At 74.5% G+C, this 12,924-nt stretch carries 12 protein-coding genes; 3 read left to right on the top strand and 9 right to left on the bottom strand.

All coding sequences use genetic code 11. The annotated features are described in order from the left end of the window. Window positions 1-42 precede the first annotated feature (42 nt). Entirely contained in the window at window positions 43-546 is a 504-nt protein-coding gene (locus tag AB0C25_RS20115; protein WP_357375204.1) for a hypothetical protein, read from the top strand. A 95-nt stretch (window positions 547-641) separates the two neighbouring features. On the opposite strand, the gene AB0C25_RS20110 is transcribed toward AB0C25_RS20115, so the two are convergent. Then, window positions 642-2,216 (bottom strand): MFS transporter, encoded by a 1,575-nt coding sequence (locus AB0C25_RS20110; RefSeq protein WP_357375202.1) that lies wholly within the window; start codon window positions 2,214-2,216, stop codon window positions 642-644. Between the two features lie 83 nt (window positions 2,217-2,299). On the opposite strand from AB0C25_RS20110, the gene AB0C25_RS20105 reads away from it, so the two are divergent. After that, complete coding sequence (locus tag AB0C25_RS20105; RefSeq protein ID WP_357245423.1) at window positions 2,300-3,061, top strand: TetR/AcrR family transcriptional regulator; 762 nt, start codon at window positions 2,300-2,302, stop codon at window positions 3,059-3,061. A 9-nt stretch (window positions 3,062-3,070) separates the two neighbouring features. Next, on the top strand, window positions 3,071-4,105 hold the full coding sequence (locus tag AB0C25_RS20100) for a helix-turn-helix domain-containing protein (protein WP_357375200.1): 1,035 nt from the start codon (window positions 3,071-3,073) through the stop codon (window positions 4,103-4,105). Window positions 4,106-4,259: 154 nt separating this feature from the next. Here the strand turns inward: AB0C25_RS20100 and AB0C25_RS20095 are convergent, their stop codons facing one another. From AB0C25_RS20095 to AB0C25_RS20060, 8 genes are read right to left on the bottom strand one after another with little or no spacing between them, the layout of a single operon-like run. Then, window positions 4,260-5,243 carry a DNA topoisomerase IB gene (locus AB0C25_RS20095; protein ID WP_357375198.1) on the bottom strand — a complete coding sequence of 328 codons (984 nt, stop codon included), beginning with the start codon at window positions 5,241-5,243 and terminating at the stop codon, window positions 4,260-4,262. After that, window positions 5,227-6,180 (bottom strand): glycosyltransferase family 9 protein, encoded by a 954-nt coding sequence (locus tag AB0C25_RS20090; protein WP_357375196.1) that lies wholly within the window; start codon window positions 6,178-6,180, stop codon window positions 5,227-5,229. Before AB0C25_RS20090 ends, AB0C25_RS20095 begins: the two co-directional genes overlap by 17 nt. Beyond that, window positions 6,177-6,878, bottom strand: a complete 702-nt coding sequence (locus AB0C25_RS20085; RefSeq protein WP_357375194.1) for an SDR family oxidoreductase — start codon at window positions 6,876-6,878, stop codon at window positions 6,177-6,179. The genes AB0C25_RS20090 and AB0C25_RS20085 overlap by 4 nt, the downstream gene beginning before the upstream one ends. Then, complete coding sequence (locus tag AB0C25_RS20080) at window positions 6,875-8,299, bottom strand: PfkB family carbohydrate kinase (RefSeq protein WP_357245432.1); 1,425 nt, start codon at window positions 8,297-8,299, stop codon at window positions 6,875-6,877. The genes AB0C25_RS20085 and AB0C25_RS20080 overlap by 4 nt, the downstream gene beginning before the upstream one ends. 17 nt (window positions 8,300-8,316) lie before the next feature. Beyond that, entirely contained in the window at window positions 8,317-8,988 is a 672-nt protein-coding gene (locus AB0C25_RS20075; RefSeq protein WP_357375558.1) for an SIS domain-containing protein, read from the bottom strand. Further along, a complete protein-coding gene (locus tag AB0C25_RS20070; protein ID WP_357375192.1) occupies window positions 8,985-10,202 on the bottom strand; it encodes a glycosyltransferase in 1,218 nt (405 codons plus the stop codon). Before AB0C25_RS20070 ends, AB0C25_RS20075 begins: the two co-directional genes overlap by 4 nt. Beyond that, the gene (locus AB0C25_RS20065) at window positions 10,187-11,161 is read right to left on the bottom strand and encodes a glycosyltransferase (protein ID WP_357375190.1); all 975 of its coding nucleotides are present in this window, start codon (window positions 11,159-11,161) and stop codon (window positions 10,187-10,189) included. Before AB0C25_RS20065 ends, AB0C25_RS20070 begins: the two co-directional genes overlap by 16 nt. After that, the gene (locus AB0C25_RS20060; protein WP_357375188.1) at window positions 11,158-12,720 is read right to left on the bottom strand and encodes an HAD-IIIA family hydrolase; all 1,563 of its coding nucleotides are present in this window, start codon (window positions 12,718-12,720) and stop codon (window positions 11,158-11,160) included. The genes AB0C25_RS20065 and AB0C25_RS20060 overlap by 4 nt, the downstream gene beginning before the upstream one ends. Between the last annotated feature and the right edge of the window lie 204 nt (window positions 12,721-12,924).

Genomic DNA, 12,924 nt, shown 5'->3' with positions numbered 1-12,924 from the left:
GCACCGACTGATCAAGCAGAGCAGGGCGGAAGGGGCGTGGCCGTGATCGAGCAGCCGGCGTACACGGGGTTCGGTTTCTCCGACGGGGAGTGGGGGCTGCTGGTCGGCCTTCCCCAGTCGGTGCTGACCGCGGCGAGCGCCGCCGAGTCCGACGGCACCCGTCGGACCATGGCGGAGAACGCGGCCGGGCTGGAGACCATCGCCGCCGGCCGGGAGTCGGCCAGCCCGCTGGTCGCCGCCGTGGCCGGTGAGATCGTCACCCGGGTCGGTGACCCGGACACCGGTGAGGAGTTGCCGGCCATCGCGCCCGCCGACCCCGGGGCGTACATCGACGACGTACTGCTGCGGGCCGGCCAGGCCGCCGCGCTGCTGGCCGGCCGCGTCGACGAGGGCGAGGCCGGCGCGTACAAGCACTGGCTCGTGAAGATCGCCGAGCAGGTGGTGGGTGCCGCGTCCAGCGGTGGGCTGCTGGGCATCGGCGGCGAGTCGGTGAGCGACTCCGAGCGGCGTTTCCGCGACCGGCTCGCGCACGTGCTCACCGACTGATCGACCGGAGCGACCCATCCGGCCGGTCTCCTGGCGCTGGATCGACTCGGTTTCCTGAAAACCGCGGCTTCCCCACGTCTGGGACGGCCCGCTTTTCAGGAAACCGAGTCGATCATGTCGGCCGGTAGCGCCTCGGACGCGGGTAGGCCGGCCGGTCGGACGCCGCGTAGCGTGGTCAGCGCGGCCGCCGCGCCCAGCAGCATCGCCACCATCGCGGCGATCGCGGCCAGGTGCATCCCGTCGGTGAACGCGACTCCGGCGGCGTGCCGCACCGCGTCGGCCAGGTCCGCCGGCAGTCCCTGGGCGACCGCGAGCGCACCGGCCAGGGTCTCCTGGGCCGCGGCGCCGGAGTCGGCGGGCAGTCCGGCCGGGAGGCCGTCGACGATCTCGCGGTGGTAGACCGCCGCGCCCACGCTGCCGAGGATCGCCATGCCCAGCGCGCCGCCCAGCTCGCTGCTGGACTCGGTGAGCGCCGACGCGACACCCGCCTGCTCGGGAGGTGCCGCGCCGAGGACCAGCTCGGTGACGAGTGACATGACCAGCACCAGGCCGCCGGCGTAGATGCTCGCGCCGACCAGCAGCACCCACAGCGCCGAGTCCGGTGTGACCCGGGTCAGCACCACGAAGCCGAGCACGGCGATCGCGAACCCCGCGCCGATCGGGTACGCGCGCTCGACACGCTGGGCGAGCGCGGCGGCGGCCGGCGCGACCCCACCCACGGCGAGGGACGGCACCAGGCTCCACAGTGCCGCCCGCAGCGGGCTCAGGCCGAGCACCAGTTGGAGGTGCTGGGTGGTGAAGATGGCGAAGCCGACGATGGCGAACATCGCCAGCAGGTTGACCGCGAGCGACCCGGCGAAGCCGCGACGGCGGAACAACGCGAGATCGACCATCGGGTACGCCCGGGTCCGCTGCCGGTGCAGGAACAGCGCGCCCACCAGCAGGCCGCCGACGATGGCGAGCACCCGGACCGGGCTGAGCCCGTCGCGGGCCATCTCCTTGATGCCGTAGATCACCGGCAGCAGCGCACCGAGCGACAGGGCCGCGCTGATCAGGTCGAACCGCCCGGCCGCCGGGTTGCGGAACTCCGGCACCAACAGCGGGGCGAGCAGGAGCAGGAGCAGCATCGCCGGGATGTTGATCAGGAAGATCGAGCCCCACCAGAAGTGCTCCAGCAGGATGCCGCTGAGCACCGGACCGATCGCGATGCCGCCGGTGAGGGTGGCGGTCCAGATGCCGATGGCGGTGCCGCGCTGCTTGGCGTCGGGGAACATGTTGCGTACCAGGGCGAGCGTCGAGGGCATCAGGGTGGCCCCACCGACGCCGAGCACGGCGCGCGCGGCGATCAGCGTCGCGGTGCTGTCGGCGTACGCGGCCAGCAGCGACGCCGCTCCGAACGCGGTGGCGCCGATGAGCAGGAGCCGGCGGCGGCCGATCCGGTCACCGAGGGCGCCCATGGTGATGAGCAGCCCGGCCAGCACGAAGCCGTAGATGTCGAAGATCCAGAGCTGCTCGGTGGCGGTGGGGCGCAACTCCGCGCTGATGAACGGGACGGCGAAGTAGAGCACCGACACGTCCATCGAGACCAGCAGCAGCGGCAACATCAACACCGTGAACCCGATCCACTCGCGCCGGCCCGCCCGTGGTGCCGGTGTGGTCGTCGTCGTCATGATCGATTTCCTCTCTGCGTATGGCGTACGCTGTTATGCGTAGACCATACGCAGAACTAGGATGGCCGGGCAAGGAGGAAAATGTGGCGGCGACGACAGACGACAACGAGCCGGTGCTCCCACCGGCCATCGAGAACGCGTGGGGGCTGCGGGACCGCCCACCCAAGGGCCCGCGGCCGGGCATGAGCGTGCCCGCCATCGTGGACGCCGCCGTCCGGGTGGCCGACGCCGACGGGCTGGCCGCCGTCTCGATGAGCCGGGTGGCCAAGGAACTGGGCGCCGCCACCATGGCCCTCTACCGCTACGTCGGCTCCAAGGACGAGCTGCTGATGCTCATGGTGGACGTCGGGTACGGCCCGTCGCCCGGCCCACCCCCACCGGGCACCGACTGGCGCGCCGGGCTGACCCGCTGGGCCTGGGCCGAACACGACGCTCTGCGGCAACGGTCCTGGCTGCTGCACGTGCCCATCACCGGCCCGCCGATCACTCCCCAGCAGCTCGGCTGGATGGAGGACGGGCTGCGCTGCCTGGACGGCTCCACGCTCGCCGAGAGCGAGAAGATGTCGGTGCTCCTGTTGCTCACCGGGTACGTCCGCAACGAGGCCACCCTCACCTCGCAGGTCGCCGAGGGCAGCCGGGCGACAGGCGTCGAACCGAGCGAGATGATGCCGGCGTACGGTCGACTGGTGGCCCGGCTCATCGACCCGGCCCGCTTCCCGGCCCTGCACCGGGTGCTGGCCGCCGGCGTGCTCAACCAGGACGACGATCCCGACGACGAGTTCACCTTCGGCCTGGACCGGATCCTCGACGGCGTCGAGGCGCTGATCCAGCGTCGGGCGGGCTGAGGAATTCCGATGCTGGCGAGAGACACCATCGACACCACCGTCCTGCCACCGGGCGAACGGTTCGGCATGTGGCTGGACCTGGTGGCGCGCACCTCGGCACCGCTGCGCATCCGGTCCGCGCACAGCGGCGACTTCGCCGCTCGCGCCGACTTCATCGCGCTCGGCCCGATCGAGCTGGTGCAGTACGAGTACCCGTCCCTGGACGCCACCCGGACCCGGAAGCTGGTCCAGCGGTCCGACCCGGAGCTGTACATCCTCGCCCTCACCACCGGGGGCGTCGGCGCGTCCAGCCAGGACGGGCGCCGCAGCGAGATCCTGGCCGGCGAGTTCACCTTCTACGACGCGTCCCGGCCGCACGACGTGCGCCACCACGCGACCGAGCCGGAGCGGGACCAGGCCACCTCGATCATCACGATGATCCCGCACGCCGCGCTGCCGCTGCCACCACAGCGGATGGCCGCCCTCTACGGCGGCCGGATGTCCGGCAGCGAGGGCATCGGGGCGCTGCTGGCGCAGTTTCTGCTCCAGGTGACCGGGCGCCCCGAGCAGTACCACGCCGCCGACGCCAGCCGGCTCGGCGCGGTGGGGCTCGACCTGGCCACCACGATGCTCGGCCGGCACCTCGTCGCCGAGGACGCCGTCCCCACCGAGGTCCGCCGCCGGGCGATGCTCACCCAGGTGCAGTCGTACATCCACCGCCACCTCGGCGACGTGACGCTCGGCCCCCAGGTCGTCGCCGACGCCCACCACATCTCGGTGCGGTCCCTGCACCGGTTGTTCGAGGCCGAGGACACCACCGTGGCGTCGTACATCCGGGATCTGCGGCTGTCCCGGTGCCGGCGCGACCTGACCGACCCGGCGCTGCGCGGTCTGCCCGTGCAGGCCGTCGCGGCGCGGTGGGGTTTTCCCGACAAGGCCCACTTCAGCCGGGCGTTCCGGGCCGCGTACGGCACCACCCCACAGGAACACCGCGACGGTGGCTCGGATTTGGCGCGGATCCTCAACCGCCAGGCATCCACGGTCAACTCGGTGACGGCAGACTGACACCAACGCGGCCGGCCATCGCCCGGTGGGCCGCCAACGGGGGCCGTGGCGAGGCGCCCGCCGCGCGAGCGGCGGGCGGCCGCCCGGTGGCACCCGGTGATGCCGAGGCTCCGGCCCCGTCGCGCGCATCCCCCAGAATCGCCGACGGGGCCGGTCAGGCTTCCTCCAGCAACTCCAGGACCACCCGCTCGGCCTCCGCACGGGACGCCCGCGGGTCCACCGACGCCACCACCCCGTCGTGGTACAGGTCGACCACCCGCGGATCCACGTACGACGCGCGCGCCACCGTCGGGGTGTTGCCCAGCAGCTCGGCCACCGCGCGCATCACGGCGACCACCGCCTTGCGGCGGGCCGTCACCGATCGGCCCGGGCCGGCGGTGGCCAACTCGGTGGCGGCGAGCACGGTGGCGTGCCAGGTGCGGAAGTCCTTCGCGGTCATCTCCCCGCCGCTGGCGTCCCGCAGGTAGCCGTTGACCTCGTCGCTGCGCACGTCGCGCCACTCCCGGCCGTCCCAGTAGCCGAACAACCGATCCGCCCGTCGCCGGCGGCGGCGCAGATTGGCCAACACCTGACACAGCTCCGGGTCCTCGATCCGGCGTACCTGCTCGATGCCACCCTTCGCGGGAAACACCAGGACCACGCAGTCACGCCGGGACCGGGCGTGCTCGGGGCGCAGCGTGGACACTCCGTACGTCGGGTCGTCGCCGGCCGCGTACTGGTCGCTGCCGACCCGGAACATGCCCATGTCCAACAGTCGGGCGACAGTGGCCAGCACCCGGTCCCGGCCCAGCCCACGGCCGTCCAGGTCACGGCCCACCCGTTCCCGCAGCACCGGCAGCCGCCGGGCCACCTCCAGCATGCGGTCGAACTTCGCCTCGTCCTGCTGCTCCCGCCACTGCGGGTGGTAGACGTACTGCTTGCGCCCGGCCGCGTCGATCCCGATCGCCTGGATGTGGCCGTTCGCGTGCGGCGCGATCCAGACGTTCTGCCAGGCCGGGGGGATGACCAGCTCCCGCAGCCGGGCCAGCACCTCCGGATCCCGGACCGGGTCACCGGTCGGGTCCACGAAGAGCCAGCCCCGACCGCGCCGACGCCGCCCGTACCCCGGTCGACCCGGGTCGCTACGCCGCAACCGCACCGGGGACCCGCACCACTTTCGCCACCTCAGCCACGGCGGCCAGCACCTCGTCGAGGCGCAGGGCCGTCATCGTCGGGTGGCTTCCTACCCCGTCCCACCTCGGCCAATCTCTCTCGCCGGCCCAGAGCACCCGGTGCCGGGGCCGGTCCGCCGGCGGCCCCCAGTGCGCCGGCGGCACCGGCCCGAAGAGGACGACCGACGGGGTGCCGAACCCGGTGGCCAGGTGGGCAACACCGGTGTCCCCGCTGACCACCACCCGGGCGTTGGCCACCAGGGCGGCGAGCGCGCCGAGGTCGGTCCGGCCGGCCAGCACGGCGTCGGACGACAGTCCGGCCGCGTCGGCCACCTGTGCGGCCAGCGCCCGCTCGTCGGCCGAGCCGGTGAGCAGGACCCGGTGCCCCTGGTCGGTGAGCGCCCGGGCCAGCGCGGCGAACCGCTCGGCGGGCCACCGCTTGGCCGGGATCTTGCTGCCGGGATGCAGCACGGTGACACCGGTGGGCAGCCCGGCCGACCCGGGTCGACGCAGACCGAGGTCGGTGCCGTCGGCCGGAATGTCGTACCAGGACACCAGTCGGCACCACCTGTCCACCTCGTGCTCGTCGACGGACCACGGCGGGCCGTCGCCGCAACCGGCCTCGGCGTTGGCGAAGGCCAGCAGCCGGTCCGGCCGGGTGGCCGCCAGCAACCGATGCGACCCGGGACCCCGGCCGTGCAGGTTCACCGCGATCGACACCGCCGACCCGGCCCGCAGGGGCCGCTCCAGCCCGGTGGTGTCCACCAGCCGGTCGACGCCGCCGACCAGGTCGACGAGCGGGGCCAGCCAGGCGGGCGCGGCGAGCGCCAACTCCGGACCGGGGTACGCGGCCCGCAGCGCCCGCAGCGCCGGCACCGCGGTGAGCAGGTCGCCGACGCCCAGCGCGCGCAGCACGAGGATCACGGGTACGAGGTCTCCTGCTCGGCGCAGACCACGAGTTCCCGCACCGCGCAGCCGGGCGGCTGGTTGAGCGCGAACATGATCGCCGCGGCCGTGTCGGCGGGATCGTTGAGGATCGCGTCCGGCCCCGGCTTGTACTGCGGGTCGCGCTCGTCGAAGAACGACGTGCGCATCCCACCCGGAATCAGCAGCGTGACGCCGACCTGACCGGCCAGCTCGGCGGCGAGGGCGCGGGTGAACCCCACCACCCCGAACTTCGCCGCGCAGTACGCGGTGGCGTCGCTGACCGCCTTGACGCCCAGCGTGGAGGCGACCGTGACGATGCGGCCCCGCGACGTCAACAGGAACGGCAGGGCGGCCCGGATCACCGCCGCGGTGGCGAGCAGATCCACGGCGACGATCCGGTCCCAGGTCTCCCCCGGCACGTCGGCGAGCCGACCGGGCACGTCCGTGCCGGCGGCGGTGACCACCGCGTCCAGGCCGCCGGCCTGCTCGGCGAGGTGTTGGGTGGCCACCTCGGCGGCCCGCGTGTCGGCCAGGTCGCACTCGGTCCAGGACACCCCGTCGGCCGGCGGATGCCGGTCCAGCACGATGGGTCGACCACCGGAGGCGGCCACCGCGGCGACCACCGCCGCGCCGAGCCCGCTCGCGCCGCCGGTGACCAGGACTGTCGGTCCGGCGCCGGGCCGCGTGGCGGTCATCGGGTGCGCTCCCCGCCGGAGCGAACGATCAGGTCGGTGGTGGAGCGGCCGTCGAGGTAGGGCACCACCACCGTGTTCCCACCCCATCGGCGCAAAACCTCCGCCTCCGGCAGGGTGGCGGCGGCGTCCCCGCCGCCGGTGGCGTAGTCGCCACCCTTGACCCAGATGTCCGGTCGGACCCAGGACAGCGCCGCGTCCGGGGTCGGCTCGTCGAAGATGAGGACCGCGTCGACACAGCTCAGCGCGGCCAGCAGCCGACTACGGTCACCCTCGGACATCACCGGCCGGTCCGGTCCCTTCAACCCGGCCACGCTGTCGTCCGAGTTCACGCACACGATCAGGCAGTCACCGAGCTGCCGGGCCGCCTGCAGGGTGGCCACGTGCCCGGCGTGCAGCAGGTCGAAGCAACCGCCGGTGGCCACCACCGTGCCGCCCGCGGCGCGTACCTCACCGAGGAGCGTGGCGACCGCCGCGACGCCCACCCGGTCGCCGCCCGGACCGGCGACGCTCGTCGGCGTGGGACGCACCGGCGGTGGCAGGGCCGCCGCCACTCCCCCACCGGCCACGTACGCGGACGCCTCCGCGACCGCCGCCTGCACCGCCTCGGAGACCAGCGCGCCCTGGGCCAACGCGAGGCTGGCGGCGGCCGCGAACCGGTCGCCCGCCCCGCACGTGTCCCCCTCGGCGCTGCCCGGGGTCGGCACGACCAACGGTGTCGACCCGGCATGGCAGAGCAGCGCGCCGTCCCCACCCAGCGTCACCGCGACCGCACCGGCCCGCCAGCGTCGCCGCAGCCCCTGCGCGCCACGCGACGCGGTGGCCAGCCGGGAGGCACCGGGCAGCGCGGGGACCAGCTCGCGCACCTCCGACTCGTTCGGGGTGGCCAGATGGACGCCGGGGACAGCCGCCGGACCGCGCGGATGCGGGTCCCACACCACCGGCGCGCGGGTGGCGGACAACGCGGCACGCAGCGCGGGCTGCCGGGCCACCCCCCGGCCGTAGTCGCTGACCAGCACCGCCGACGCTCCGGCGATCACCCGGAGCACCTCGTCGGAGGGCTGCCCCGGTTCCCCGGACGCACCGCCCCGGTCGTGGCGCAGCAGCACCCGACCCCGAGCCCGCAGCCGGATCTTCTCCGGCGTCGCACCGGACAGGGCCAGCGGGTACACCTGCACGCCGGCGGCGGCGAGCAGCGCGCTCAGTCGGGCTCCGCCGGCGTCGTCGGCGAGCGCGGTCACCAGCACCACCTCGGCGCCCTGCGCGGCGGCGAACACCGCCGCCAGACCGGCGCCACCGGGTCGGTCGCTGGCGGCGGTCTCGTCCAGGACCGGCACCGGGGAGTCCGGGCAGAGCCGGTTCACCACCCCCTCCACGTCCCGGTCGAGCAGGGTGTCCCCGAGCACCACCACCGGTCCCCTCACGCCTACCTCCCCATCCCTCACGCGTCGACCTGCTGTCCGGACCCACCGTCGAGCACCACTTCGACCCCGGCCCGCACCGGTGCCGGCACGTCGTGGCCGAGCGCCGGGTCGGTGGTCGCGGCCAACTCCTGTTCGAGGTACTCGCAGAGCAGGTGACTGGTCACGAGGTGCAACTCCTGCACGACCTGGGTGTCCGGCGACGCGACGGCCAGCACCTCGTCGCAGGCGTCGGCGAGGGGATTCGGGATGGCGCCGGTGAGGGCCCAGGTGGTCAGGCCGGCGTCGCGGGCGGCCCGGGCGGCGCTGACCAGATTGGGGCTGCTGCCACTGGTGCTGAGCAGCAGCAGGACGTCGCCGCGACGGCCGTGGGCGCGGACCTGACGGGCGTACACGTCGGTGTAGCCGTAGTCGTTGGCGATGGCGGTGAGCGCGCTCGTCTCGGCGTGCAGCGCGATCGCCGACAGCGGCTGGCGGTCGTCGTGCAGCTTGCCGACCAGCTCGGCCGTGAGGTGCTGGGCCTCGGCGGCGCTGCCACCGTTGCCGGCCACCAGCAGGCGCCCCCCGGCGGCCAGCCGGTGGGCCAGGTCCGCGCCCCAGCGGGCCAGCTGCGACTCACAGCGCCGGTACGGCACCAGCGCCGCGGCAAGGTTCGTCAGGTGGGTGTCGAGCAGGCTGCCGGCCGGCATCAGGCCACCACCCGGGCCGGACGGCGGACGGCGGCGACCTCGCTGTAGACCTCGACCAGCCGCTCGGCGGTGACCGCCCAGGAGTACCGCGTGCGGACCCGCTCGCGGGCCGCCGTGGCGTACGCGAAGCGCCTGATCCGGTCGTCGAGCAGGCCCTGGATCGCGCCGGCCAGCGCCTGCGGGTCCCGGGCCGGCACGAGGTCACCCGTCGTCCCGTCGACCACGGTGTCGCGGATCCCGCCGACGGCGGTGCCGACGACCGGCACCCCACAGGCCATCGCCTCCAGCGGGGTCAACCCGAACGGCTCGTACCAGGGTGCGGCGACCAGCAGGTCCGCCGAGCGGTACCAGCGGCCCATCTCCTCGCGCGGTACCGCGCCGACCAGGTGCACCCGGTCGGCCACCCCGCAGGTCTCGGCCAGTGCCCGCAGCCGCCGGGCGTACGGGTCGGTCTCCAGCAGCCCCTCGGGCGGCCCGCCGACCACCACGCACTCGGCGTCACCGACCAGGGCCATCGCGCGGATCACGGTCTGGAAGCCCTTGCGTTCGACAAGCCGGCCCACGGTGAGGATGCGGGCCCGTCCCGGCTCCCGGTCGGCGGCCGGCCCGAGCGGGGCGAAGGTGGCGAGGTTGACCCCGGAGGGCACCACTGTCATCCGGGACCGGGGCACGCCCATCCGGACCAGCTCGCCGACCTCGTCGCGGCACTGCGCGACGATCCGGTCCACCGAGCGGCCCAACTCGCGCTCGTAGGAGACCCGTCGGGCCGGGCTGGTGTCCTGCACGCCCTGGTAGCGGCGCTTCACGGTGCCCAGCGCGTGGTACGTCTGCACCACCGGCACCCCGGTCTGCCGGCCTGCGGTCAGCGCCGCCAGGCCGCTCATCCAGAAGTGCGCGTGGATCACCTCGGGCACCCAGTCCCCGCCCCGCCAACGCTCGATCAGCCAACTACTGAAGTCGCGCATGTGCGGCAGCAACGCGTCCTTGGCCACCGGCTCGGCCGGGCCGGCCGGCACGTGCACCACGTCGTACCCGTCCGGGCTGCGTACGGTCACCGGCAGGTCGGGCGCGTCCCGGCGGGTGTAGACCCGCACCTCGTGCCCAGCGGCGGCGAGCGCGGCGGACAGCTCCGCGACGTGCGTGTTCTGACCGCCGGCGTCCTCCCCTCCGAGGACGGCGAGCGGGCTGGCGTGCTCCGAGATCATCGCGATCCGCATACTTCCTCCTCCAGCAGCCGGTCCCAGTCAGCGAGGAAACGGTCGAGGCCGTACCTGTCCCGCGCGGCGGTCCGCGCCGCCGCGCCGGCCTGGCGCGCGGTCGCCGGTTCGGCGATGAACCGGCGGGCGGCGTCGAGCAGGACGTCGGTCCGGGTGGCCAGGGCGCCCGCCTCCGGGGGCACCGCCGTCACCGCCTCGGTGGTGGCGAGCGCGACGACCGGCATGCCGATCGCCATCGCCTCGATGAGGCTGAGCCCGAGCGAGGTCCACCGGCACAGGTGCAGGTACGCGCGCCGCCGGGCCAGCTCGGCGTGCATCCGGTCCTGGGGCACGTCGTCGTGGCTGACGAGCCGGTCGGCGGGCAGCCCGAGGTGGTCGGCCAGACCGGCGACGCCCATCCCGAACACGTCCAGCGGCGCGATCTCGGCGAACCGGGGCAGCAGGTCGGTGCCGGTGACCCGACCCCGCCGTACCGGCTCGTTGATCACCACGGCGAGCCGGTCGAGTTCGCCGGTGTAGGAGACGGCGGGAGCGACGATGCCGTGGTCGACCACCGTGGTGCGGGTGGCCCCGGTGTCCCAGAAGATCTGGTTGAACCCGGTGACGTGGGCGATGATCAGGTCGTCGCGGTCGGCCATCGGGTGCCGGGTGTTGGGCACGTCGCCTTTCGGTGTGTTGTGTTCGACGTAGATGGCCGGGATGTCGCGACCCGGGCGGCGGCGCAGCCACGCCTCGGCCCGGTCGATCTCCTCGGGACGTTGCAGGATGACCAGGTCGACGTCGGCGCCCGGCAGGTCCTCCGGGGTGACCTCGACCGCGCTGTCCGGCCAGGGGTAGGTACGGGCCCGGCCCAGGCCGTAGGGGCCGCGGTCGGGTGTGGTGGGGATCAGGTAGCGGTGGCCGCCGTGCACGAACGACGTGGTCCAGGATCCGTGCACGTGCCAGAGCAGGATGTTCATCGCCGGCCACCACCGCTGACGGTGAGCGTCCGCAGCGCGTCGACCACCTCGTCCGGGTCGATGCCGCTCAGGCAGGGGTGCCCGGGGACCGGGCAGTTGGTCGCGCGGGTGTCCCGGCAGGGTGCGGCGGCGTCGCCGAGCCGGACGGTGGGCACCCGGTAGGGCCCCCACTGGCCGAACGGGACGGTCGGCGCGAAGAGGCTCACCACGGGCACACCGGCCGCGGCGGCCAGGTGTGCGGGACCCGTGTTGCCCACCACGACCGCGCTGGCGTCCGCCATGATCCCGGCCAGCCCGGCCAGGTCGGTTCGACCACCCAGGTCGGTGCCGCCGGCCGCCGCCACCCGGGCGGTGACCGCGCGCTCGTCCGGGCCGCCGGTCACCAGCACCCGGTGCCCGGCGGCGGTCAGTGCCCCGGCGATCCGGGTCGCCACCTCCGGCGGACAGGCCCGGCTCGACGCGGCCGACCCGGGGTGCAGCACCACGTACCCCGGGTCGCCGAGAGCGGCCGGGCGCGGCGGCACGGCGTCGCGGCGCAGCCGGAGCACGGGCTCGTCGCCGTCGGGCAACCGGTGGCCGGCGGCGGCGGCGAGGGAGAGGGCACGTTCGGGTTCGGGAACGCCCACCGGCACCCGGTGCCGGACGTCCAGCAGCGAACCCGGGTAGTCGTCGCTGATCGCCGCGATCCGGCCGACCCCCGCCATCCGCAGCAGCAACGCCAGCGGCAGCGCGGACTGGTGGAACGAGGTGAACACCACCGCCTGGTCCGCACCGACCGCGCCGAGGCGCGCGGTCAGGCTCCGCACCGCCTCCGGGTCGACCGGCCCCGGCATCGGGTCGATCCACGGCAGCGGGTGCTCGATGATCTCGTCGACGCCGGGCAGCAGGTCGGCGGCGGCCCGGCCGCGGGGACCGCACAACAGCACCACCCGCTGCGCTCCGGCCGCGACGGCGCGGATCGCCGGCCCGGTGACCAGCACGTCCCCCGCCGAATCCGAGCGGACCACCAACGCCGTCCGCACCTGGCCGTCCGGCGCGGTCGCGGGGCGCACGGCCTGTTGGCGGCGCAGGATCTCGTCCACCGCCGCCGGTAGGTCGGTGGCCACCCAGCCGGCCGCGGCGATCTCCTCCGGTCGCGTCACCGGGGTGGGTACCAGCACTCCCGCCGCCCCCGCGGCCAACGCGGCGGCGACGTCCCGGCCGATGTCGCCCACCAGCACGCACCGGGACGCGGTCGTACCCAGCTCCCGGGCGGCGGCGTACACCAGGCCGGGCGCCGGCTTGCGGCAGTCGCAGCCGTCGGCGTCGTCGTGCGGACAGACCAGCCACGCGTCGAACCGGCCCAGTAGCTCCTCGACCCGGGCGTGCACCGCCCGCATCTGCTCGCCGCTGAAATAGCCCCGGGCCAGGCCCGACTGGTTCGTCACGACCGCCAGGCGCAGCCCGGCCGCCCGCAACCGGTCCAGCGCCGCCCGCGCCCCCGGCACCGGCCGCACCTTCTCCGGGTCGCCGTTGTACGGCACGTCCTCGATCAGGGTGCCGTCGCGGTCCAGCAGCACCGCGTCGTAGAGGACGGGTCGAGCGCTCCCGCCGGGGGTGCGCCCGGACCCGGCGGAACCGGCGCGGTCAGCAGCGGCGTAAACCGGGGCTGACCTGCGCTGATACGGATCCTCCTGGTCCTGTCGCACAGGCGGCGGGTTCCCTGCGCCCGAAGGAGTAAACGTCGTCGCTCAGGGGGTGGGCAGCGCCGCCGGCGGTGTCCC

Origin of the sequence: Micromonospora sp. NPDC048839 (assembly GCF_040649915.1) — a bacterium.
GTDB lineage: Bacteria > Actinomycetota > Actinomycetes > Mycobacteriales > Micromonosporaceae > Micromonospora.
This window is presented reverse-complemented; position numbering and strand designations above follow the sequence as displayed.